The sequence below is a fragment of the Streptomyces sp. NBC_00273 genome, from assembly GCF_036178145.1.
Classification (GTDB): Bacteria; Actinomycetota; Actinomycetes; order Streptomycetales; family Streptomycetaceae; genus Streptomyces.
In genome coordinates, this window is sequence record NZ_CP108067.1 from 1,661,315 (window position 1) to 1,683,281 (window position 21,967).

Annotated in this window: 19 protein-coding genes; 14 read left to right on the forward strand and 5 right to left on the reverse strand. The window is 72.8% G+C overall.

Translation table 11 applies throughout. The features are described from left to right. The first annotated feature begins 101 nt into the window (after nucleotides 1-101). From OG386_RS07115 to OG386_RS07155, 9 genes are all read left to right on the forward strand, one after another. Nucleotides 102-2,882 (forward strand): prenyltransferase/squalene oxidase repeat-containing protein, encoded by a 2,781-nt coding sequence (locus OG386_RS07115; RefSeq protein WP_328787309.1) that lies wholly within the window; start codon nucleotides 102-104, stop codon nucleotides 2,880-2,882. Then, nucleotides 2,882-3,811: a hypothetical protein gene (locus tag OG386_RS07120; protein ID WP_328787310.1), complete on the forward strand. Its 930-nt coding sequence runs from the start codon at nucleotides 2,882-2,884 to the stop codon at nucleotides 3,809-3,811. The genes OG386_RS07115 and OG386_RS07120 overlap by 1 nt, the downstream gene beginning before the upstream one ends. 4 nt (nucleotides 3,812-3,815) lie before the next feature. Next, on the forward strand, nucleotides 3,816-5,015 hold the full coding sequence (locus OG386_RS07125) for an energy-coupling factor transporter transmembrane component T (protein WP_405789908.1): 1,200 nt from the start codon (nucleotides 3,816-3,818) through the stop codon (nucleotides 5,013-5,015). Continuing rightward, nucleotides 5,012-6,670 carry an ABC transporter ATP-binding protein gene (locus OG386_RS07130; RefSeq protein ID WP_328787311.1) on the forward strand — a complete coding sequence of 553 codons (1,659 nt, stop codon included), beginning with the start codon at nucleotides 5,012-5,014 and terminating at the stop codon, nucleotides 6,668-6,670. The genes OG386_RS07125 and OG386_RS07130 overlap by 4 nt, the downstream gene beginning before the upstream one ends. Next, complete coding sequence (locus OG386_RS07135; RefSeq protein ID WP_328787312.1) at nucleotides 6,667-7,479, forward strand: ECF transporter S component; 813 nt, start codon at nucleotides 6,667-6,669, stop codon at nucleotides 7,477-7,479. Before OG386_RS07130 ends, OG386_RS07135 begins: the two co-directional genes overlap by 4 nt. 83 nt (nucleotides 7,480-7,562) lie before the next feature. Beyond that, nucleotides 7,563-8,621 carry a tRNA (adenosine(37)-N6)-threonylcarbamoyltransferase complex transferase subunit TsaD gene (gene tsaD / locus OG386_RS07140; RefSeq protein ID WP_328793186.1) on the forward strand — a complete coding sequence of 353 codons (1,059 nt, stop codon included), beginning with the start codon at nucleotides 7,563-7,565 and terminating at the stop codon, nucleotides 8,619-8,621. Nucleotides 8,622-8,718: 97 nt separating this feature from the next. Beyond that, a complete protein-coding gene (locus OG386_RS07145; protein ID WP_328787313.1) occupies nucleotides 8,719-9,702 on the forward strand; it encodes an ABC transporter substrate-binding protein in 984 nt (327 codons plus the stop codon). After that, nucleotides 9,699-10,793, forward strand: a complete 1,095-nt coding sequence (locus tag OG386_RS07150) for a FecCD family ABC transporter permease (protein ID WP_443053130.1) — start codon at nucleotides 9,699-9,701, stop codon at nucleotides 10,791-10,793. Before OG386_RS07145 ends, OG386_RS07150 begins: the two co-directional genes overlap by 4 nt. Then, the gene (locus tag OG386_RS07155; RefSeq protein WP_328787314.1) at nucleotides 10,790-11,623 is read left to right on the forward strand and encodes an ABC transporter ATP-binding protein; all 834 of its coding nucleotides are present in this window, start codon (nucleotides 10,790-10,792) and stop codon (nucleotides 11,621-11,623) included. Before OG386_RS07150 ends, OG386_RS07155 begins: the two co-directional genes overlap by 4 nt. A 147-nt stretch (nucleotides 11,624-11,770) precedes the next feature. Here OG386_RS07155 and OG386_RS07160 read toward each other — a convergent pair whose 3' ends face one another. Beyond that, on the reverse strand, nucleotides 11,771-12,457 hold the full coding sequence (locus OG386_RS07160; RefSeq protein WP_328787315.1) for a MerR family transcriptional regulator: 687 nt from the start codon (nucleotides 12,455-12,457) through the stop codon (nucleotides 11,771-11,773). A 133-nt stretch (nucleotides 12,458-12,590) separates the two neighbouring features. Here OG386_RS07160 and OG386_RS07165 point away from each other — a divergent pair, with 133 nt between their 5' ends. Then, entirely contained in the window at nucleotides 12,591-13,946 is a 1,356-nt protein-coding gene (locus OG386_RS07165; protein WP_328787316.1) for a DUF3533 domain-containing protein, read from the forward strand. Between the two features lie 60 nt (nucleotides 13,947-14,006). Here the strand turns inward: OG386_RS07165 and OG386_RS07170 are convergent, their stop codons facing one another. Together OG386_RS07170 and OG386_RS07175 are read right to left on the reverse strand one after the other, a co-directional pair. Further along, nucleotides 14,007-15,011 (reverse strand): alpha/beta hydrolase family protein, encoded by a 1,005-nt coding sequence (locus tag OG386_RS07170; protein ID WP_328787317.1) that lies wholly within the window; start codon nucleotides 15,009-15,011, stop codon nucleotides 14,007-14,009. After that, the gene (locus OG386_RS07175; RefSeq protein WP_328787318.1) at nucleotides 15,008-15,928 is read right to left on the reverse strand and encodes a zinc-binding dehydrogenase; all 921 of its coding nucleotides are present in this window, start codon (nucleotides 15,926-15,928) and stop codon (nucleotides 15,008-15,010) included. Before OG386_RS07175 ends, OG386_RS07170 begins: the two co-directional genes overlap by 4 nt. Before the next feature lie 89 nt (nucleotides 15,929-16,017). Here OG386_RS07175 and OG386_RS07180 point away from each other — a divergent pair, with 89 nt between their 5' ends. Further along, nucleotides 16,018-16,941 (forward strand): LysR family transcriptional regulator, encoded by a 924-nt coding sequence (locus tag OG386_RS07180; protein WP_328787319.1) that lies wholly within the window; start codon nucleotides 16,018-16,020, stop codon nucleotides 16,939-16,941. A gap of 52 nt (nucleotides 16,942-16,993) precedes the next feature. On the opposite strand, the gene OG386_RS07185 is transcribed toward OG386_RS07180, so the two are convergent. Beyond that, nucleotides 16,994-17,689, reverse strand: a complete 696-nt coding sequence (locus OG386_RS07185; protein ID WP_328787320.1) for a hypothetical protein — start codon at nucleotides 17,687-17,689, stop codon at nucleotides 16,994-16,996. A gap of 151 nt (nucleotides 17,690-17,840) precedes the next feature. Here OG386_RS07185 and OG386_RS07190 point away from each other — a divergent pair, with 151 nt between their 5' ends. Next, complete coding sequence (locus OG386_RS07190) at nucleotides 17,841-18,785, forward strand: 5'-nucleotidase (RefSeq protein ID WP_328787321.1); 945 nt, start codon at nucleotides 17,841-17,843, stop codon at nucleotides 18,783-18,785. Between the two features lie 22 nt (nucleotides 18,786-18,807). On the opposite strand, the gene OG386_RS07195 is transcribed toward OG386_RS07190, so the two are convergent. Then, a complete protein-coding gene (locus tag OG386_RS07195) occupies nucleotides 18,808-19,401 on the reverse strand; it encodes a TetR/AcrR family transcriptional regulator (protein ID WP_328787322.1) in 594 nt (197 codons plus the stop codon). A 130-nt stretch (nucleotides 19,402-19,531) separates the two neighbouring features. On the opposite strand from OG386_RS07195, the gene OG386_RS07200 reads away from it, so the two are divergent. Continuing rightward, the gene (locus tag OG386_RS07200; RefSeq protein ID WP_328787323.1) at nucleotides 19,532-20,962 is read left to right on the forward strand and encodes an amidase; all 1,431 of its coding nucleotides are present in this window, start codon (nucleotides 19,532-19,534) and stop codon (nucleotides 20,960-20,962) included. 255 nt (nucleotides 20,963-21,217) lie between these two features. Further along, nucleotides 21,218-21,958: a ferritin-like domain-containing protein gene (locus tag OG386_RS07205; protein ID WP_328787324.1), complete on the forward strand. Its 741-nt coding sequence runs from the start codon at nucleotides 21,218-21,220 to the stop codon at nucleotides 21,956-21,958. Nucleotides 21,959-21,967 lie beyond the last annotated feature (9 nt).

The window sequence follows — 21,967 nt, forward strand, 5'->3', positions numbered from 1 at the left end:
TCTGCGCCGCGCCCGGCGCCCTGCGCCCCGTGCCGTGCCCGTGCGGGTACGAGAAGCCCTGTGCCACGCACTGGTCCGCCCGGCCGACACGAGGGGCCGTGGTGGGGACCGCAGAGCAAGCAGAGCGACGCACGGGGCGGAAGAGGCTGGTGTCGCTGCTGTCGGCGGCGCTGCTGACCTTCGGCACGAGCGTGGCCTTCGTCACCGGTACGACGTCCGCGGCGGCCGACCCGATCGAGGGGTGCACGGCCACCACCGGCGCCATCGTCGCCGTCGACTTCGGGCCGTTCGGCGGGAAGGTCGAACGGGGCTGCGACACCACCCCGACCACGGGCTACGAGTTGCTCCACGCCGGCGGTTTCACCACGGAGGGCACCCAACACGACGGCCCCGCCTTCATCTGCCGCATCGGCAGCGGATCCTTCAACTCCGGTACCCAGTACCCCACTGCGGACAAGGAGCCCTGCGTCCTGACCCCGCAGGCGACCGCGTACTGGTCGTACTGGACCGCGTCCCCCGGCCAGAAGACCTGGACCTACAGCTCGCTCGGCGCGATGGCCCGGATCCCGAAGGCCGGTGACGTGGACGCCTGGGTGTTCGGCAGCACGGACATCGGTGGCACCTCGGGCAAGCCCGCCTTCTCCCCCGACGACGTGCGCGCCGCGGGCGGCACGCCCGACCCGGACCCGACGGGCCCGCCCCCCGTGCCGCCGGGCACCGTCGACGTACCCGCCGCCACCCGCTGGATCACCGGGAAGCTGACCGACGGCGAGCGGGTCGTCGACGAGGGCGCCACCACCCCGAACTACCTGCTCACCACGGAGGCCGTGTACGCCCTGGCCGGCGCCGATCCCAAGAGCGCCGCGGCCCGCAAGGCCGCCGACTTCCTGGCCGCACCCGCGCACACGGACGCGTACGCCTACCCGGCCGGCAAGGCCGGGATCCCCGACGCGACCGCCGCCGCACGACTCGCGCTGGTCGCCGAGGCCACCGGGAAGGATCCCCGCGCCTTCGGCGGGCACGACCTGCTCGGCGACCTGGTCAGGTACGTCTGCCCGAGGGACATCGGCGACGGCGAGACGATCGAGGGCTGCCTCACCAAGGGCGACTTCCGCACCACCGGCCAGTCCGATGCCCAGGCCATGGCCGTCATCGCCCTGCTGAACGGCGGCGTGACGCCTCCGGCCGACGCCGTGAAGCGGCTGACCGCCCTCCAGTGCGAGGACGGCGGGTTCACCAGCATCCTCATCCGCTCCGGCGGATGGTGCGACAGCGACGCGAACGCCACAGCACTGATCGCCCTGGCCCTCAAGCGGGCCGGCGGCCACGACGCCGTCGTCGAGAAGGCCCGCGCCCACCTGCGGAAGTCCCAGCTGCCCACCGGCGCCTGGCCCGCCGCCGCCTACATGACCACCGGCAACGCGGCATCCACCGGCTGGGCGGCCCAGGCCATGCGCGCCCTCGGCGACACCCCCTACGCCGACGCGGGTCTGTTCTGGCTCTCCAAGCAGCAGCTGCCCGGCGGGGCCTTCGGCTTCGAAGAGGGGCTGACCGACCCGCAGTTGTACCCGACCGCCCCGGCCGTCGTCGCGGCCGCCAAGAGCGATCTGGTGAAGCTGACCACCAAGAAGGTGGATCCGCCCACACCTCCGACCACTCCTTCACCTCCGACCACGCCTTCACCTCCCACCACTCCCCCGGGCGACGGGCCGGACCTGAAGAAGGGCACCGCGTACCTCACCGACACCGCCCGTCTGATCCAGGGCCGCTACTACGAGAACACCCCCGGCAGCGGCTTCGCCGACTACGGTCTGACCATCGACGGGGCCTACGCCCTGGCCGCCACCGGCGAGAACGACTCCGTCCTGCGCAACATCGTCGATTTCCTCGACAAGGGCGGCAAGGACGGCAAGGGCCGCGGCGTCCACGACTGGACCCTGATCGGCACCAAGCACGCCGGCGGCGGTTCCCTCGGCAAGACCGCCCTGCTCGCCGAGGTGGTGGGCCGCGATCCGCGCGCCTTCGGCGGCCAGGACCTGATCGCCGCCCTCGCCAAGGCCGTCTGCCCGGCCCCGAGCACCGCGCCCGACCGGAGCTGCGCCGCCAAGGGCGCGTACACCAACGCCCCGTCCGTGTTCTCCCAGTCCCTCGCCGTCATCGCCCAGGTCCGCGCGGGTGAGAGCGCCGCGGCGGCCGATCCGATCGCGTACTTGGAGAGCCTCCAGGAGCCCTCGGGCGCCTGGCCCAGCCTGATCGGGACGCCCAGCGGCGCCGAGGTCGACTCCACCGCCATGGCGGCCATGGCCCTCGACCTGCTTCCGGACGCCAAGGCACAGGCGGCCGTGGACAAGGCGCTGGTCTGGCTGGCCGCGCAGCAGAAGGACGACGGCGGATTCCCCGGCGCCTCCGGCAACTCCGTCAACTCCGCCGCCCTCGCCGTCCAGGGCATGGCCCTGGACGCGCCCAAGTACCGCACGCAGATCGCCAAGGCCCGTAAGTTCCTGGCCACCCAGCAGAACGGCGACGGCGGATTCGACGTGGCGAAGGGCGGCCAGCCCGGTTCCGACGTCCGTGCCTCCACCCAGGCCGTCGGTGGCGCCACGGGCATCTCCTTCGCCACCCTCACCCGCAGCCTGGCGGGCACCGTCCCGCAGCCCGTCCCCACCGGCACGACCGGCGTTCCCGTCATCGTGACCCCGGGCGGGGAGACGGCCTCTTCCGCCGGCGGCGGCTCGGGGTCGGGCGGCGGTCTCGCCTCCACCGGAACCCAGGTCGCCGGCATCGCCGCCGCGGCCGTGGCCCTGGTGTTCGGCGGCTGGGGTACGACCCGCGTCGCCCGCCGCCGCCGGCGCCACCACCAGACGACCGGAGGCCGGGCGTGATGCGCGTGCACGTCCTGCGGGCCCTGGCCCGTACGGCGGCCGCGCTGGGGTTGACGGTGGCGGCCTTCGCCGCCACCGCGGCCCCGGCGGGGGCCGTCCCGCAGCCCATGGGGCAGTGCACCACCTCGTCCGGGGTCGTCCTCGCGGTGGACTTCAGCCGCTGGGGCGGACCCGTCTACCGCTCCTGCGGTACGACCCCCACCACCGGCTACGAGCTGCTCAACCAGGGCGGGTGGGCCACGACCGGCACCGGCCACGACGGGCCCGCCTTCATCTGTCGGATCGGCTACAGCGGTTACCAGGGCGGCAAGCAGTTCCCGACCCCGCAGCAGGACGACTGCGTCCTGACCCCGCCCGCCTCCGCCTACTGGTCGTACTGGCACGCGAACCCCGGCCAGAACACCTGGGAGTACAGCCAGCTCGGTGCCATGCTCTACAAGCCGAAGCCCGGCAGCGTAGACCTGTGGATCTTCGGCGGGACGAACGTCGAGGGCACCGAGGGGAAGCCCACGGTCACCCCCGACCAGCTGCGCGCCAAGAACGCCAGGCCCACCGGCGGGCCCGCGCCGAAGGACACCCGCACGGCGGCCCCGCTGCCGCCGAACGTCAACACCGGGCCCAGGCCGGAGAACCCGCCGCCGAGCGCGGCGCCCTCCCCCACGACACCGCCGCCCAGCCCCTCGCCCCCGACCACGACCCCGGAGAGCCCCGCCACGAGCGCCGCGCCGACGCCCTCCGCGCCCCCCGCCTCCGGCGAGCCGGCGCTCGCCGCGCAGCCTCCCGGCCCCCAGGTCGTCGAGGCCGCGCCCGCAGCCGACGCGCAGCACGACGCGGGCTCCTTCCTGCCCGCCGTCGCCACCGGAGCGCTGGTGCTGCTGATCGGCGCCGCCGCCGTGTTCGCGGCCAGGCGCCGCCGTCGTACGGAGTAGCCGCGTGTCACGCACCACCGCCTCGGACAAGACGGAGAAGGCGGCGAACCCGCCCGCGTCCGGCCCCGCGCCGGACGCGGGCGGCCGTCGGCTGCCCCGTACCCTGCACCCGGTCGCCTGGTGGATCTGGGCGCTGGCCCTGGCCACCGCGGTGAGCCGCACCAACAATCCGCTGCTGCTCTTCCTCGTCCTCGCGGTCCTCGGCTACGTGATCACCATGCGCCGTACCGAGGCCCCCTGGGCGCGCGGCTTCAAGTACTACCTCTACCTGGCGCTCACGGTCGTGACGATCCGTGTGCTGTTCCGCGCCGTCTTCGCCACCGGCATCACCCCGCGGGACCACTTCCTCTTCTCCCTGCCCCACGTCCCCACCCCCGACTGGTACGCGGGCATCCAGCTCGGCGGCCCCGTCTCCCTCGAAGCCCTGCTGTCGGCCGCCACCGACGGGCTGCGGCTCGCCTGCATGCTGTGCTGCATCGGCGCGGCCAACACCCTCGCCAACCCCAAGCGGGCCCTGCGGGTCCTGCCCGGCGCCCTCTACGAACTCGGGGTCGCCGTCACGGTGTCCATCAGCGTCGCGCCCCAACTGGTCTCGAGCGTCCAGCGCGTCCACCGTGCGAGGCGTTTGCGGGCCGGTCGTACGAAGGGCCTGCGCGCCCTGCGCGGGATCATCGTCCCCGTCCTCGAGGACGCCCTGGACCGGTCCCTACGGCTCGCCGCCGCCATGGACTCGCGCGGCTACGGGCGGGCCGGAACCGCCACCCGCCGCTCCCGCCGACTGACCGGGGCCCTCATGCTGCTCGGCATGTGCGGCCTGTGCGCCGGGGCCTACGGCCTCCTGGACGCCACCGCGCCGAAACTGCTGGGCCTGCCGGCCATGGCCGTGGGGGCGTCGCTGTGCTTCGCGGGACTCAAGCTCGGCGGGCGACGGATCACCCGGACCACCTACCGGCCCGATCCCTGGCGGGCCGCGGAGTGGGCCGTGGCCGGCTGCGGGGTGCTGTCCGCGGTCCTGCTCTTCACCCACGTCGGTTTCAACGCGGCCGAGTTGAACCCGTCGATCTACCCCCTCAGCTGGCCGACCCTGCCGCTGGTCCCGGCCGCCGCGATCCTGCTCGCCGGCACGGCCGGCTTCCTTGCTCCGCCCCCGACCGCTCCCGCCCGCCCGGCGGTACCGGCACCACGCACCGAGGAACCCAAGTGATCCACTTCGACCAGGTCACCGTCCAGTACGAGGACACGGCCGAACCGGTCCTGCGCGACGTCGACCTCACCGTCGAGGAGGGCGAACTCTGCCTCGTCGTCGGCCACACCGGCGTCGGCAAGTCCACCCTCCTCGGCGCGGTCAACGGACTCGTCCCGCACTTCACCGGCGGCACCCTCTACGGACGCGTCGTCGTCGACGGCCGGGACACCGCCGAGCACCCGCCCCGCGAACTCGCCGATGTCGTGGGCGTCGTGGGACAGGACCCGCTCGACGGCTTCGTCACCGATACCGTGGAGGAGGAACTCGCCTACGCGATGGAGCAGTTGGCGATCCCGCCGGCCACCATGCGCAAGCGCGTCGAGGAGACCCTCGACCTCCTCGGCCTCGCCGACCTCCGCCACCGCGCCCTGCACGAGCTCTCGGGCGGCCAGCAGCAGCGTGTGGCCATCGGCTCGGTGCTCACCGCCCACCCCCGGATCCTGGTCCTCGACGAGCCGACCTCCGCGCTGGACCCGACGGCCGCGGAGGAGGTGCTGGCCGCCGTCACCCGCCTGGTGCACGACCTCGGCGTGACCGTCCTGCTCGCCGAGCACCGTCTGGAGCGCGTGGTCCAGTACGCCGACCGCGTCATCCACCTCCCCGGCGACGGGCGCGTCGTCTGCGGCCCGCCCGCCGAGGTCTTCCGTACGTCGTCCATCGCGCCGCCCATCGTGGAACTCGGCCGTGCCGCCGGCTGGGACCCGCTCCCCCTCTCGATCCGTGACGCCCGCCGGGCGGCCGCGCCCGTACGGACCCGGCTCGCCGGTACGACTCCGCCACCGGTACGGCCCGATCCCGCCGCGGCCCCGGCCGAGCTGTTGAAGGCCCGCGGGGTGACGGTGACCTATCAGGGCGTCCCGGCCGTCCGCGAGGTCGCCCTGCACCTGCGCGGCGGCGAAATCACCGCCCTCATGGGCCGCAACGGTTCCGGCAAGTCCTCCCTCCTGTGGGCCCTCCAGGGATCCGGTCCCCGCAAGGCCGGCACCGTGTCCATTCCCGCCGCCGCCGACGGCGGCAAGGACGCCGACCCGCAGAAGCTGTCCGCCGCGGAGGCCCGCCGCCTCGTCGGCCTGGTCCCGCAGACGCCCACCGACCTGCTGTACCTGGAGAGCGTGCAGCAGGAACTCGACCAGGCCGACTCCGAGTCCGCTGTCGGCGCGGACGCCCCCACGGCGCGCGGGATCCTCGACCGCCTCGCGCCCGGGATCGACGACGCCACCCATCCCCGCGACCTGTCCGAGGGGCAGAAGCTCGCCCTCGTCCTCGCCATCCAGCTGTCCGCCGCGCCCAAGGTCCTGCTCCTCGACGAACCCACCCGCGGCCTCGACTACCGCGCCAAGGCGGAGCTGATCCGCATCGTCGACGACCTGGCGGCCGAGGGCCGCGCCGTCGTCATTTCCACCCACGACGTCGAGTTCGTCGCCCGCGCCGCCGACCGCGTCGTGGTCATGGCCGAGGGCGACATCGTCGCGGACGGCCCGACCGGCGAGATCATCGTCGCCTCCCCCGTCTTCGCGCCGCAGACCGCGAAGATCCTCGCTCCGCTCCCCTACCTCACGGTCGCCCAGGTGGCCTCCGCCCTCCCCGACGACGAGACGGACCGGGCCTCATGACCACCGCCGCACGCACGGCAGCGATCCGCATCAACGCGCGGGCCGGCGTCGTCATCGCCATGGCCGCCTTCCTCGGCATCGTCGCCTTCTTCTGGCCGTTCCTCGTCGCACCCGGGAAGTTCGGCTCGAACTACGCCCCTCCGCTGATCTTCGGCGTCCTGCTCGTGATCGTGCTGTGCGTGGTGATCTCCGAGATCGCGGAGGGCGGGATCAACTCCAAGGCCCTGGCGATGCTGGGGGTCCTGTCCGCCGTCAACGCGGCGATCCGTCCGCTGGGCGCGGGTACGGCCGGCATCGAGACGGTGTTCTTCATCCTCGTCCTGGCCGGCCGGGTCTACGGTCCGGGCTTCGGCTTCACCCTGGGCTGCACCTCGCTGTTCGCCTCCGCCCTCATCACGGGCGGGGTCGGGCCCTGGATGCCGTACCAGATGTTCGGCTGCGCCTTCGTCGGCATGCTCGCCGGCTTCCTCCCGAAGGCCTCCGGGCGCCGCGAGATCGCCGTGCTCGCCCTCTACGGTTCCGTCTCCGGCTACCTCTTCGGATTCCTCCTCAACCTCTCCTTCTGGCCCTTCTCCCTCGACCCCAACAGCTCCGTCGCGTACCTGCCCGGCCTCCCCTTCACCGAGCAGTTCCAGCGCTACCTCGCCTTCGACCTCGCCACGTCCCTGGGCTGGGACACGGGCCGCGCCGTCACCAACTTCATCTGCATCACCCTCGCGGGACCGGCCGTCCTGACCACCTTCCGCCGCGCGGCCCGCAAGGCCCGCTTCCAGGCTCCGGTCCACTTCCGGACCGGCGCACGCCCCTGACCGGATCCACACCCTCCTCTATTGCATATAGATTGCAGTTGCAGAAAATGCGCAAAAGAAGGTGGAGAGCAGTGAGCGGACCAGTGGTGCTGGGGATCGAGTCGTCGTGCGACGAGACCGGCGCGGGAATCGTGCAGGACGGCAAGCTGCTCGCACACGTGGTGGCCTCGAGCATGGACGAGCACGCCCGCTTCGGCGGCGTCGTGCCCGAGATCGCCGCCCGGGCGCACCTGTACTCCTTCAACCCGGTCGTCCGGCAGGCCCTGGACCGGGCCGGACTGCGGCTGAAGCAGATCGACGCGGTCGCCGTCACCACCGGGCCCGGCCTGTCGGGCGCGCTTCAGGTGGGCCTGGCCGGCGCGAAGACGCTGGCGTACGCGGCCGGCGTGCCGCTGTACGGCGTCCACCACCTGGCCGGGCACGTCGCCGCCGACACCCTGGAGCACGGACCGTTGCCCGACCCCTGCGTGGTGCTGATCGTCTCCGGCGGCCACACCTCGCTCCTGTTGGTCCGCGACCTGGTCCGCGAGCCGATCCTGCACCTCGGGGACACCCTCGACGACGCGGCGGGCGAGTGCTTCGACAAGGTCGCCCGGATCCTGGGCCTGCCGTATCCGGGCGGTCCCGCCATCGACCGGGCCGCCCGCGACGGCGACCCGAAGGCCGTGGCCTTCCCGCGCCCGCTGACCAGGCCCGGGGACGACCCGTACGCCTTCTCCTTCTCCGGCCTGAAGACGGCCGCGGCGCGCTGGGCCGAGAAGCACCGGCAGCGCGGCGAGGAGCCGCCGGTGGCCGACGGGGCCGCCGCGCTGCAGGAGGCGGTCGCGGACGTACTGACCCGCAAGGCGCTGGCCGCCTGCCGCGACTACGACGTGAAGACGCTGATCGTGGTCGGCGGCGTGGCCGCGAACTCGCGGGTCAGGGCCCTCGCGGAACGCCGATGCGCCTCGGCCGGCATCGAACTGCGCGTTCCGCCCATGACCCTGTGCACGGACAACGGCGCCATGATCGCGGCCGTCGGTGACCTGCTGGTCCGCTCCGGGGCGGAGCCGGCCCCGCTGAACGTGTCCGTCGACCCGTCGGCGCCGCTGGAGTACGCCTCCCTGACCCCGCTCCCCGCCCCGCCGGTCAAGATCCCCTGACGGACCCCCACCACCGACCCGCGCCCCGACCGGTCCGCTGCCGACGGGTGCGTTCGGCACGCGACCATCCGACAGAACCATCGAGAGGAAACACCACATGAGGGGCATACGCCCGCTGTCCGCGCTCCTGGCCGTGGCCGCCGCACTGCTCGTCCCGGCCTGCGGCAAGGCCGAGGACCGCACCGCCGCACCGGGACCCGGGGCCGAAGGGTTCCCCGTCACCGTGTCCAACTGCGGGGTGGAGAGCACCTACCAGCGGCCGCCGCAGCGCGCGGTGTCCCTGAACCAGCACGCCACGGAGGTCATGTTGGCGCTCGGGCTGGAGAAGTCGATGGTGGGCACGGGCTACCTCGACGACAAGATCCTGCCGGAGTACCAGGCCGCCTTCGACTCGGTGAAGGTGCTGTCGAAGGAGTACCCGTCCTTCGAGACCCTGCTGGCCGCCGAACCGGACTTCGTCTACGGCGGATTCGGCTCCACCTTCGCCGAGAAGGAGGGTCGTGGCCGTCCGGCCTTCACCAAGGCCGGGATCAACACGCACCTCAACATCGAGGAGTGCCCGGCCGGACCGGTGACCATGGCCACCGTCGACGAGGAGATCCGCACCGTCGCCAAGATCTTCGGCGTACCGGACCGGGCCGAGCAGCAGGTGGACGAACTGCACGGCACCCTCGACCGGGTCGACGGCAAACTGGCCGGTGTCGCGCCGACCAAGCTCTTCGTCTACGACAGCGGGGACAAGACCGCCTTCACCGCGGGCGGCAAGGGCATCGGCAACGAGCTGATCGAGCGGGCCGGCGGGGCCAACCTCTTCGCCGACGTCGACAAGGCCTTCGCGGACGTGTCGTTCGAGCAGGTGGCCGAGCGTGCGCCCGAGGTCGTCGTCATCTACGACTACGGCGACCAGAGCGTCGAGGACAAGAAGAAGTTCCTCCTCGCGAACCCGGCGCTGAAGGACGTACCCGCGATCAAGAACGAGCGGTTCGCGGTGCTTCCGCTGTCGTCGACCGTGCTCGGTGTCCGCGTCCCGGCGGCCGTGGAGTCACTGGCCCACCAGATCCACCCGGACCGCTTCCGGTGACCGAGACGACGGACGCGGGCCGGGCGCTCCTCGCTCCGCCGAGCGCCCCGGCGGCCGCGGCCCGCCGCCGGGCCGTTCCCTACCCCCTACTACTCGTGGCCCTGGGCGTCCTGCTCGCCGCCCTCGTGACGGCCGGTATCGCGATCGGTTCGATCAACGTCCCGGCCGGCCAGGTCTGGGGGATCCTGCTCCACCGGATCCACCCGGTCCTCGCCGAACCGGCCTGGACGCCGGTCCGCGAGACGATCGTCGTCGACGTCCGGCTCCCCCGGGTGCTGCTGGCCGGCGTGGTGGGCGCGGGCCTGTCGGTGTCGGGCATGGCGCTGCAGGCCCTGGTCCGCAATCCGCTGGCCGATCCGATGCTGCTCGGGGTCTCGTCCGGCGCGTCGGTCGGCGCAGTGCTGGTCCTCGTCTTCCACGTGACCCTGTTCGGGATGTTCTCCCTGCCCGTGGCGGCGTTCTGCGGAGCCCTCGCCGCGCTGGTCGCGGTGTACTTCCTGGCGCGCTCCGGCGGGCGGATGACCACCGTACGGCTGGTGCTGGCGGGTGTGGCCATGGCCGAGGTCCTCTCCGCCGTGGCCAGCTTCCTGATCGTCACCTCCAACGACCCGCAGAAGACGCAATCGGCCTTGCGCTGGATGCTCGGGGGGCTGGCCGGCACCACCTGGACGACGGTGTGGATCCCCGTCGGTGCCGTGCTCCTCGGCACGGCCGTCCTGCTGGGGGTGTGCCGGTCCCTCAACCTGCTGCTGGCCGGGGAGGAAGCCGCCGCGGCGCTGGGGCTGGACGTCCACCGCTTCCGCGGCGCCCTGTTCGTCCTGGTCGCCCTGATGATCGGCACCATCGTCGCGGTCAGCGGCCAGATCGGCTTCGTCGGGCTGATCCTGCCGCACGTCGTACGCCTCCTGGTGGGCGCCGACCACCGCCGCGCGCTGCCCGCCGCCGCCCTCCTCGGCGCGAGCTTCCTGATCGCCGCCGACCTGGGCGCGCGCACGCTCATGAGCCCGGAGGAGATACCCGTCGGCATCCTCACCGCCCTCGTCGGCGGCCCGTTCTTCCTCTGGCTGATGCGACGGAAGGCGGCGCGATGACCGACGGACCGATCCCCGAGCCCGGCGCGCTCGACGCCGAGGACGTCACGGTCGTGGTGAACGGCCGGACCCTGGTCGACCGCGTCTCCCTGCACGTGGCACCCGGGGAGGTGCTGGCGCTCGTAGGCCCCAACGGCGCGGGCAAGTCGACGCTGTTGCGCACGTTCTACCGGGTGCTGCGCCCCACGTCCGGACGCGTCCTGCTGGACGGCGAGGACGTGTGGCGGATGCCCGGCAAGCGGCTCGCGCGGCGCCTCTCGGCCGTACTGCAAGAGACGGCCGGCGACTTCGAACTCAGCGTCTACGAAGTGGTGGCGATGGGACGCACCCCGCACAAACGCGCCTTCGCGGGCGACGACGCCCACGACCGCGAGATCATCACGGGCTCGTTGGAGGAACTCGATGTCGCCGCCCTGGCGCACGCGCCGTTCGACCGCCTCTCGGGCGGGGAGAAGCAGCGGGTGCTGATCGCCCGTGCGCTGGCCCAACGCACCGGGACGATGGTGCTGGACGAGCCGACGAACCACCTGGACCTGCGCCACCAGCTCGACGCGCTCCGGCTCGTCCGGAGGGTCGGGGTCACCGCGGTGATCGCCCTGCACGACCTCAACCTCGCCGCGTCCTTCTGCGACCGGATCTGCGTGCTGGACGGCGGCCGCGTGGTCGCGACCGGAACACCGCGGGAGGTCCTCACCCGGGACCTGCTGGCCGAGGTCTACCGTGTCGAGGCGGAGGTGTCCCGGCATCCGGGCACCGGGATCCCGCAGGTCACCGTGGTCCCCGAAGTCCGCCGTGCCGGTCGGCCCGTGGAACGCGGGCACGCCCCGTGAGCGCTGTCCGCCCGCCGCGCCGCGGCGGGGGCCGGTGCGCTGGTAGATCCGGTCGGAGGCTCGTGGAGGGGTGGTCGAGGACGGTGTGGAGGCGCCGGTCGTAGTTCGGGGCGGTGGCCTTGGCGGTGGCGACCGGCTGAGTGAAGCTCAGGACCGCGGCGCCGCGTCCCCACCGCCACCGCCCCGGGCGGCGCCCGCGACCCGGCGCCGGACCTGGTCCTCCTGGGCAAGGCGCCGCAACAGCTCGAACACCGGGGCGCAGATCGCGAAGACGATGACGGCCCGCTCGGCCAGGGCCACCGGGTCGTCCAGACCGGCCGCCCGCTCCAGGTCCAGCCGGGCCACGGACTCGGCAAGCCTCGCGTAGGCGGCGAGCTCTCCCGGGGCGTACTGGGCGTCCAGCCGGCGCAGCTCCTCCAGGGCCGCCGTCAGCCCCTTCACGTGCGGTGAAGTACCGGGGGCCTGCCAATCCAGCGCCGTGAGGAGCTCTGCCACCTCGGCGCCGGCGGTCACGTCGGCCCCGGCCTCTTCCCCGTGGCCCGCGGCGCCCTGGGCCGCCACCGGCACCGGGAGCGCGTAGCTGACCGCGCCGAGGGCGCTCTCGGAGCTGTGGGCCTGGTCGACGGCCCCGAGCACCTCCCGGGTGGCGGCGATGGACAGGCCGCCGAGCGTGGTCAGTGCCTTGATCAGCCGCAGCCGCTGCGCGTGCTCCTCCCCGTACTCGGCGAGGGTCGCGGCCGTCGCCCGCCCTGCGGGCAGCAGTCCCTGCCGCAGGAAGTACTTGATGCTGGCGACCGGCACGCCGGTCCGCCGGCTGAGCTCCGAGATCTTCATGCGGCTTCCCTGCTGGTCATGCGGTCCGGTATCCGGCATCGGCGATTGGACACCACAGCAAGATACTGCCACTATCCAGTGACTGGATACCATAAGTATCCAGCCCTAGGAACGCAGCCGCACCGGAGAATCGATGCCTCATCCCACGCCCCCCTCCGTGCTCCGCCGACCCGCACTGTGGATCGGAACGGGACTCATCGCAGCAGTGGTCTCGATGGTGTTCGCCCTGCTCTACGTGGGTGGCAACGTCAACCCCAAGGGCAACCTGCGCGACCTGCCCGTGGCCCTGGTCAACAGCGACGGCGGCGCGGACGTCAACGGCCGCCACGTCAACCTGGGCGAGCAGGTCGTCTCCGGCATCCAGAAGGCCGCCCAGGGCGACAAGAGCATCGACTGGCAGGTCGTCAGCCGCGAGGAGGCCGACAAGCGGCTGGGCCGGGGCAAGGTCTTCGGCGCCCTCGTCATACCCGCCGACTACTCCGCCACGGTGGCCGGGCTCACCGCCCCGCAGCCCGCACCCCAGGGCAAGGCCGCCCCGCCGACCATGACCGTGCTGACCAACCAGGCGGCCGGCAGCATCGGCTCCTCCATGTCCTCCCAGGCCGCCCAGAAGGCCGCCCACGCCGCCTCGGCCCAGCTCGGCCAGGAACTCCTCAAGCAGGCCGCCGCCCAGAAGACCCCGCTGCCGACGGCCGCCCAGCTCAAGCTGGCCGACCCGGTGACCGTGACGGTCGCCGACGGCCACCCGGTCGGCGCGCGCAGCGCCATGGGCCTGAGCGCCTTCTACTACGCACTGGTCCTGGTCGTCTGCGGCATGCTCGGCGCCAACGTGGTCAACTCCCAGGTCGACACCGCGCTCGGCTACCTGCACACCGACTACGGCCCGGTCCGCAAGCGCAAACCCGTCCAGCACACCAGCCGCGTCCGCACCCTGGCCATCGGCATCGCGCTCATGCTCGGCCTGTCCCTGGTGATGGGCACCCTGGTCGAGGTCGCCACGGTCGGCATCCTCGACATGGACGCCTCCCACCTCGGCCTGCTGTGGCTCTACTCGGTCGCCACCATCGCGGTGGTCGGCATCGGAAGCCTGGCCCTGTTCGCCGCCTTCGGCACGCCCGGCATGCTCCTGGCCACCATCGTCTTCGTGGCGATGGCCGTGCCCTCCTCCGGCGCCACCGTGCCGGTCCAGGCACTCCCCGGGTTCTTCCGCGCCCTCGCCGAGTTCGAGCCGCTGCGCCAGATCACCGAGGGGCTGCGGTCCCTCCTCTACTACGGGGCCCAGGCCGACGCGGGCCTGACCCGGGCCTGGGGCTCGATGGGTGTCGCCCTCGTCGCCGCGCTGCTCTTCGGCTTCGCCGTCACCCGCCTCTACGACCGCAAGGGGCTGCACCGCATCCCCCACCCCGACGCCGAAGCGGGCGCCGAGGCCCCCGCCGAAACCCCTGAGCCCCCGAAGTCCCCCGAGACCCCTGCTCCGGCCACCGCCTGAGACGGTCTGACGCGCAGGGCCGCCCGTGCGCGGCCCTGCGCTCGCCCGCGATCGCGGCCCTCAGCATCCCGCCGGTGCGGGCGTTCCCCTCAGGGCGTGCGTGAGGTGGTCGCCGAGGTGGGGCAGCCAGTCCGGCCGGGCATTGCCGAGGAGATGGTCCCCGTGCGGGACGGACAGATAGGTGCCGTTCGGCGCCAGCCGGGCCAAGGGCTCGCCGTTCGTCACGCCGGGGATGACGTCCTGGCCGCCGTCCACGACCAGCAGTGGGGCCGCGATACGAGGTGCCAGGGCGGCGAGGTCCACCTGGCGTACGAACTCGCGTGCGGCGTCGGCTCCTCCGGCACGTCGGGCCATGATGTCCCGTACCGGCGGAGGCAGTTCCTCCCAGTCGAGGCGGAAGGGCCCGCTGACGGTGGCGACGGCCGCCACGCGCGGTTCCAGCGCCGCGGTCCGGGCCGCGAAATAGCCGCCCAGGCTCAGGCCGACGAGCCCGACGCGGGCGGCGCCGAGGGCGTCGACGGCCCGGCCCACGATCCGCTCGTAGTCCGGCACGAAGGTCGTGGTGGCCGCGAGCACACCCTGGCCGGGCCCGTCCATCGCGAACACCGCCAGCCCTCTGGCCAGGAGCGCGGACACGAGATCGAGGAACTCCTCCTTGGCCGAGTCCAGGCCGGGGACGACGACCACGGTCCCGGGCGCGTCGGCGGGGCCGCGCAGCCAGCCGGTGAATCCCTCGCCGCTCACCCGCCGGGCACCGGGCTCCAGCACGGTGAGAGCTCCGCCCAGGGCGCGATCCGCCTCGACGGCGGCGCGATGCGCTTCCGGGTGCGGCGCCAGCGTGGCCAGGTGGAACCACCGGGCCGCCGTCAGCAGGTACTCACCCGCGGAGCGGGACGATCCCGCGCCCTCCGCGCGCCGGAGGTAGCCGTGTCCGGTGCGCAGGAAGGCCGGCCCCCAGTCGGCTACCGAGGTCAGGCCGTCGGTGACGCGCCGGTACTCGTGCGGGTCCACGCCCGCACCCGTGGCACGGGTCCACTGGGCGGCGGTGAATTCGACGGCGCTCATCGTGCTCCTCCGGTCAGCAGGACGGCCTTGCCTCGTATCCGGCGCTCGCGCAGGTCGACCAGGGTTTCGGCGGTCCGCGCCCAGTCGGCGGTGCGACCGATCTCCGGATGCAGCCGGCCCTGTTCCACGAGGCGCACCAGCGTCGAGAGATCGGAGCCGTACGGGGCGCCGGCATAGTGGAAGTGCTGGATCGTGACGCGCTCGGGCCCGCCGAGGAGCTGGAAGAAGTCGAGGGACGCCGGGGTGCGGCTCGCCTGGCCGAACCAGACGAGCAAGCCGCCCGGGCGGGTCTTCGACAGGGCGACCGCCAGATCCGGCCCACCCGTGGACTCGAGCACGACGTCGAACGGCCCCCCGGCCGCCGCGACCTCGTGCACCACCTTCGCACCCAGTTCCGCGAGCCGTTCGCCGCGCACCGGAGTGGCCGTCACTGCGGTCAGCTCGGCTCCGGCCCCCACGGCGAGCTCGGTGACGTAGTGGCCGACGCCCCCCGAGGCACCGGTCAGCAGCACCCGTCGGCCGGCCAGGGAACCTGCCGTACGCAGCAGCCGCAGCGCAGTGATCCCGGCCAGGGGCAGCGCCGCCGCCCGTGCGCTGTCGATGCCGTCCGGAAGAACCGCGAGCGAGTGCGTGGGCACGGCGGCGTACTCGGCCCAGCCGCCCTGCGCCGGGTGGCCGACCACGCGGGTGCCGATGCCGGGGCCGGAGCCGTCGGCCGCCGCCTGTACGACGAGCCCCGCGATGTCCTTGCCGGGCAGCAGCTCCGGCCGGGGGTGTTCGAGAAGGAACGTCTCGCCCCGGTTCGGGGCGAACGCCTCTACCTTGATCAGTGCCTCACCGGGCTCCGGCACGGGCTGGGAGACCTCGGCGAAGGCCACCGGGCGCGCCGCTTCTCCTGTGGGAATCAGTCGTTGCATGGAAAGTAGACAACCCCCACGGCGGCCCCGCGATCCAACAACGAACGCGCAAGGCCGACAACTTCTGGTTGTCACCTATGGTGAGAGGCATGGATCTCGACTTGGCGCAGGTACGTGCCTTCGTGCGCACCGCCGAGGAACTGCACTTCGGCCGGGCGGCCGGGACGCTCGCGGTCTCCCAGCAAGCGCTGTCCAAGCGGATCGCGCGGCTGGAATCCCTGCTCGGCACCGCGCTGTTCCGGCGCGGCGGCAGCGGGGTACGCCTCACCGAGGCCGGGCAGCGCTTTCTCGCACCGGCCCGGCAGACCCTGGCCGCCGCCGACGCCGCGGTCGCGGCGGTGCTCGGGACGGAACATCCGCTGCGGGTGGACGTCTGGGGGCACCTCTACGCGCCGATGCGGACGCTGGCCCAGGTCGCCGGCCGAGCCGGGGAGCTGACCCTGGGCCACGGGCGTGATCTGCCCTCGGTGACGACGGCGCTGCTGCACGGCGACATCGACGCGGCCTTCGGCCGGGTTCACCCGCCGCTGCCCGCCGGGCTGGTGCACCGACTCGTCCGCCTCGAACCGGTGGACGCCGTACTGAGCGCGGACCATCCGCTCGCAGCCGAACCGGCTCTGCGGCCGGACCAGTTGCAGGGCAGCGTGCTGTGGGCACCCGGCGCGCTGGACCGGCTCGACTTCCTCCACGGGTTCGCCGACCGGTTCGGCATTCGGAACAGGGCCACGGGCGTCAACCTCGGGCTCTCCCACTTCCTCGCCGAGGTGGCACAGGACCCGCGACGCTTCTCGCTGGTACCGGCCGATGTGCCACTGCCGCGGGTCCCCGGATTGCGCTCCGTCCCCCTGGTCGATCCCACGCCGCTGTACGCCTGGTCACTGGTGTGGCGCTCGGGACACGGGCACCCGGCGCTGGACGGCCTCGCCGCCGCCTGCGCCGAGGAGGCGGGGCGGAGCCGATGGCTGGAGTACGACCCGACCCGCGACTGGCTGCCCGAACCGCCCACGGTCTGAATCGGGCCCAGGGGCCCGCGAGCCGTACGCCGACCGGCCGCCCGCCGCGGTGTCAGCAGCGGCGGGCGAGCGCCGTCATCGCGGCGAGGTCCCTCTGCGAACGGGCGACCGGGACCTTGGGCCAGAGCAGTTCGTACTCGGTCTGGATCCGGAAGACCGCATCGGCGAAGGAGCGCACCACCTCGTCGGTGACCGTGCCCCGCTCCACGTGCTCGAAGAACTGCTCACAGGCCGCCACGGCGCCTTCGCAGTCTTCGTCGAACTCGAACAGCGCACAGATCGCGTCGACGGCGAACTCGCGCGAGGTCAGATGGCCGATCCCGCAGTCGAGTCCGTCATCGTGAAGGTCGTCGGGGTACGGTGCACGGCGCCAGGAACCGTCCTCGAACCAGTAGACGCACTCGCCCCTTCCCTGCCCCAGAAGGTCGTGCAGGCGTTCATCGCGCACCCACCCGGGCGCCCCGGCGAGGAGATCGATCGGCGGCTCGTACTGCGCGACCCTGCTGGAATCGTCCTGCCCGAAGAGAACGGCGCGGCCGTCGTCGGCCCGGATCAACGCCCACCGGCTGCACGCGCCGTCGTCGTACCGCAACGCGTCGCTGCCGCTGCCGTCGAACCAGTACCCGTGCCGGAAGCGCTCCTTCTCCTCCTCGGCGTCCCAAGTCGCCACGGCGAGCGCGGCCCAGCGCGCCCACAGCACACTCGCTTCCGGAAGGTCCTCCGGCCGCCCCGGACGATGGATCTTCATCCCCACCTCGTACTCCCCAGTCCTCGCATCCGGCCACCGACACTATCCGCGACCGCCAGGCACGCTGACGGTGGACCGGGAGGCGTTTCCGGCCCGCGCCAAAGGGTGATAAGCCTCCCGACGTTGCACATGTGCCGGCAGGGGGAGCGCGATGAGGTACGACCTGTCCGATCGCCTGGTGGTGGGGGTCGCCTCCAGCGCCCTGTTCGACCTGACCGACTGCGACGCGGTGTTCCGGGAGCGGGGCGAGGACGCCTACCGGAGCTACCAGGAGGCCCATCTCGACGAACTACTGGCCAAGGGCGTGGCGTTCCCCTTCGTCAGACGCCTGCTGTCGTTGAACGACCTGGCGGATCAGGCCGACCCCCTGGTCGAGGTCATCATCCTCTCCCGCAACGATCCTGACACCGGGATGCGTCTGATGCGTTCGATCAGAGCGCACGGCCTCCCGATCAGCCGTGCGGTGTTCCGGCAGGGCCGCCCCTCGCACCAGTTCATGCCGGCGCTCAACATGTCGCTGTTCCTGTCGGCCGACGGACCTGACGTTCGGGACGCCGTCGCGGCCGGGCTGCCTGCGGGGCACGTCCTCAAGACCGGGCGGATCGACGACGAGAGCGACCCCGAACTCCGCATCGCGTTCGACTTCGACGGGGTGGTGGCGGGCGACGCGGCCGAGCAGGTCTACCAGAGGGGTGGCATCGACGAGTTCCGCGCGTACGAAGTCGGCCACGCCACCACCCCGCACGATCCGGGACCGCTACGGGACTTCCTGGCCGGCATCAACCGCGTCCAACGCCTGGAGGAGGAGCGGCGGCGCAAGGACTCCGCGTACCAGCCCCGTCTGCGCGTATCGCTGGTCACCGCTCGGGACGCCCCCGCTCATGAACGCGCCCTGCTGAGCCTCAAACGGTGGGGACTGCGGGTCAACGACGCCTTCTTCCTCGGCGGCATCGACAAGGCCGCGGTCCTGAAGGCCCTCGACCCGCACCTCTTCTTCGACGACCAGGTCGCCAATCTCAACGGCACCGCACCGGGCACTCCGAGCGTCCACGTACCCTTCGGCGCGGTCAATGCGCCCCCTGCCGGGACGGTCTGAGCGATCGCCGGCACCGTTGCGGTCACTCCCAGAGACCGGCCAGGTGCGCGTCGAGGACTTCGTGTGCCTCGCGCGGGGTGAGGTGGCCGATGAGGACGTGCGCGGTGAGGCCGTCCGCCAGGGCGAGGAGCGTGCGGGCCTCGCGTTGCGGATCGAGGGGCGCCGCGCGGCCGGAGCCTTCACGGGCCTCCGAGATGAGGCGGGTGAACGCCTCTTGCAGGGCTGCGTAGTTCGCCTTCAGCGTCCTCGCCAGCGCCTCGCTGACAGCCGCCTGCGCGACGAAGGCGAGCCAGACCCTGGCCTCGGCGCGGTGCTCCTCCCGGAGCAGTGAGATCTCGGCGGCCGCGTGACCCAGGGCGGTGCCGGCCGACTGGGCCGGGCTCCGGACCAGTCGGGCCCGTACGCGCTCGTCGATCCGCTCGCCGATGTGCCCGAGAGCGAACACGAGCATCTCTTCCTTGGTGCGGAAGCACCGCTGGACGGCACCCATGGACACCTGCGCGCAGGCGGCGACGTCGCGCAGGGTCACGCCCTCCAGCCCGCGCTCGTCGGCGAGATGGCAGACGGCCTCGGCGATGAGACGACGTCGACCCTCGTGATCCACCTGTCGGGGCATGCCCGTCGCCTCCCTGGTCCCCGGTGCTCCGCTTCGCCGCACAGTTTATTCGATGCGGTCGTATCGAATCCAGGGGTACGGTTCGATTCCGATGCAAGCGCATCGGTACGTGGACGAGGAAGGTGGGGCCATGCAGGACGCCCTGTGGAAGATGACGGCCGCCGCGCAGGCGGAGGCCGTGCGCACCGCGGAGGTCTCGGCGGTCGAACTGATCGACAGTCACCTCGATCGCATCGCCGAGGTCAACCCGCAGGTGAACGCGGTCACACAGCTCCTCGCGGAGCGCGCTCGCGAGGCCGCGGCGCAGCTGGACCGCCGGCGGGCCGCCGGCGAAGCGCCGGGGCCGCTCGCGGGCGTGCCCTTCACGGTGAAGGAGAGCACCGCCGTCGAAGGCGTGCCGACCACGTTCGGCACGGAGCGCTTCCGCGACCTGGTCGCGTCCGCCGACGCACCGCCGGTGGCCCGGCTGCGCGCGGCCGGCGCCATCCCCATCGGGCACAGCAACATCCCCACCCTGATCCTTGCGGGGATGCACACGCGCAGCGAGCTGTTCGGCGACACGGTCAACCCGTGGGACAGCAGCCGGACGCCGGGCGGCTCCAGCGGGGGCGATGCGGTGGCCGTCGCCACGGGCATGGCGGCGCTCGGGCTCGGCAACGACTCCGGCGGGTCGGTGCGCATCCCGGCCCAGTTCTGCGGTGTGGCCGGCCTGAAGCCGTCCACGGGCCGGTTCCCCGCCGACCACCGCGTCCTCGGCCCGGACGACCCCGGCCCGGCGTCCCAGATGCTGGTCACCGACGGCCCGCTGGCCCGGAGCGTGGGCGATCTGAGGCTCGCTTACGAGGTGCTGGCCGGAACCGATCCGCGAGACCCGCGCGCCGTCCCGGTACCCGCCTACGGCGAACCGCTCCCCGGCCCCGTGAAGGTCGCGGTCGTGGCGGACCCGGGCGGGCACGGCGTCCACCCGACGGTGCGCGGAGCCGTCGCGACGGCGGCCGACGCGCTCCGCGACGCCGGGTACGACGTGCGCGAGGTGGGGGACGTACCGCGACTGGACGAGGCCCTCGACGCCTACGGCCGGATCACCGTGACCGAGTTCGCCCCGAGCTGGCCGGTGGTGCGCAAGCTGCTCGGCAAGGGCGGGGACCGCTACATCGAGATGGCGATGGAAAAGACCCCACCCGCGAGCGCGGACGTCTTCATGAAGCTGATGGGCAGTTGGCTGAGCATCCGCCGCTCGTGGGCCGAATTCCTCGACGAGTACCCGCTGTTGCTCGGCCCCGTCTTCACCGAGCCGCCGGTCGAGCCGGGGCTGGAGTCGCGCGACAGGCCGGGCAGGGACCGGGTCGGATCGGGGATGCGCCTGTGCACCGTGACCAGCTTCGTGGGCGTACCCGGTGTGGCCGTGCCGACCGGGACGGCCGACGGGCTCCCCTGCGGGGTCCAGATCGTCGGACGGGCGTTCCGGGAGGACCTGTGCCTGGGCGCGGCGCAGGCGATCGAGGACCGGCTCGGCGTCCTCACCCCGGTCGACCCGCGCACGGGGGGCCGGTCCTGTTGAGTCCACGGGCCAAGATGGCCATCAGGGCAGGCCCGCACGTCGTAGGGTCCTCGTAACGCCGGGGGGGCGAACCTTCCTGTGGGATGTCCAGGGGAGATACATCTGTTGGGTCGGGTCAGGGGGGCCGCTGTCGGAGCGGCCGTCGCTCGGCGCGGTGATCTCCTTCCGGGCGACCGCCGGTCCGCGTGGTTCTGTTACTCGGCCATGACATTCCGATGCTTTTGAACACGATCAACAATCGCTAGATTATTGAACATGATCAAAAGTGAGTACGAGGCATGGGTGAGCGAGTTCGAGGCCGAGCGGGAACGCCGGGCGGCCCTCGGCGACCCCGACTGGGGGAAGGGCGCGCAGCTGCCGGCCGAAATCGTCCGCAGCATCCAGAAGTTCCAGGTCGGCGAGGACGGCGACGGCTCCGCGCTCTCCGGCAAGGCCGACCTCGCCGGTGACCCGGTCTACTCCGAGGCGGTCCGGCTCTTCATCGCCGAGGAACAGAACCACGCGCGGATGCTGAAGCTGCTGTTGGCGGCCGGCGGGGCCGGCACCCTCGACGGGCATTGGAGCGACGCGGCCTTCGTCCGGTTCCGGCGGCTCCTCGGACTGCGGGTGGAACTGCTGGTGCTGATGGTCGCCGAGGTGGTGGCCCTGGGGTACTACCGGGCCCTGCGCGACGGGGCCACCGATCCCCTGACCACCGAGGTCGCGGGCCGGATCCTGGCGGACGAGGAGCGGCACGTCCCCTTCCACTGCCTGCGCCTGCGGGAGGGGCTCGCCGGGCTGCCCCGGCCGGCCCGCCGGGCGGTGACGGCCGGGTGGCGCGGACTGCTGGTCGGCGCCGCCGGCCTGGTCGCGGTGGACCACGGTCCGGCCTTGCGGGCCCTCGGGGTGGGCCGCGGCACCTTCGTCGCACAGACCCTGCGCTCCTCCGCGTGGATGGCCCGCGCCATGTCGGACGGCCCCGTTCCCGCGCCGGCGCGAGCGGGCGTCGGCGTCTGACCCCGGCCC

Coding starts and splice junctions, on each gene's coding strand:
- OG386_RS07185 (WP_328787320.1), bottom strand. CDS start 17,689: ATGAAGATCCATCGTCCGGGGCGGCCGGAGGACCTTCCGGAAGCGAGT.
- OG386_RS07160 (WP_328787315.1), bottom strand. CDS start 12,457: ATGAAGATCTCGGAGCTCAGCCGGCGGACCGGCGTGCCGGTCGCCAGC.
- OG386_RS07205 (WP_328787324.1), top strand. CDS start 21,218: ATGATCAAAAGTGAGTACGAGGCATGGGTGAGCGAGTTCGAGGCCGAG.
- OG386_RS07200 (WP_328787323.1), top strand. CDS start 19,532: ATGCAGGACGCCCTGTGGAAGATGACGGCCGCCGCGCAGGCGGAGGCC.
- OG386_RS07175 (WP_328787318.1), bottom strand. CDS start 15,928: ATGCAACGACTGATTCCCACAGGAGAAGCGGCGCGCCCGGTGGCCTTC.
- OG386_RS07155 (WP_328787314.1), top strand. CDS start 10,790: ATGACCGACGGACCGATCCCCGAGCCCGGCGCGCTCGACGCCGAGGAC.
- OG386_RS07190 (WP_328787321.1), top strand. CDS start 17,841: ATGAGGTACGACCTGTCCGATCGCCTGGTGGTGGGGGTCGCCTCCAGC.
- OG386_RS07135 (WP_328787312.1), top strand. CDS start 6,667: ATGACCACCGCCGCACGCACGGCAGCGATCCGCATCAACGCGCGGGCC.
- OG386_RS07195 (WP_328787322.1), bottom strand. CDS start 19,401: ATGCCCCGACAGGTGGATCACGAGGGTCGACGTCGTCTCATCGCCGAG.
- OG386_RS07165 (WP_328787316.1), top strand. CDS start 12,591: ATGCCTCATCCCACGCCCCCCTCCGTGCTCCGCCGACCCGCACTGTGG.
- OG386_RS07145 (WP_328787313.1), top strand. CDS start 8,719: ATGAGGGGCATACGCCCGCTGTCCGCGCTCCTGGCCGTGGCCGCCGCA.
- OG386_RS07180 (WP_328787319.1), top strand. CDS start 16,018: ATGGATCTCGACTTGGCGCAGGTACGTGCCTTCGTGCGCACCGCCGAG.
- OG386_RS07170 (WP_328787317.1), bottom strand. CDS start 15,011: ATGAGCGCCGTCGAATTCACCGCCGCCCAGTGGACCCGTGCCACGGGT.
- OG386_RS07120 (WP_328787310.1), top strand. CDS start 2,882: ATGCGCGTGCACGTCCTGCGGGCCCTGGCCCGTACGGCGGCCGCGCTG.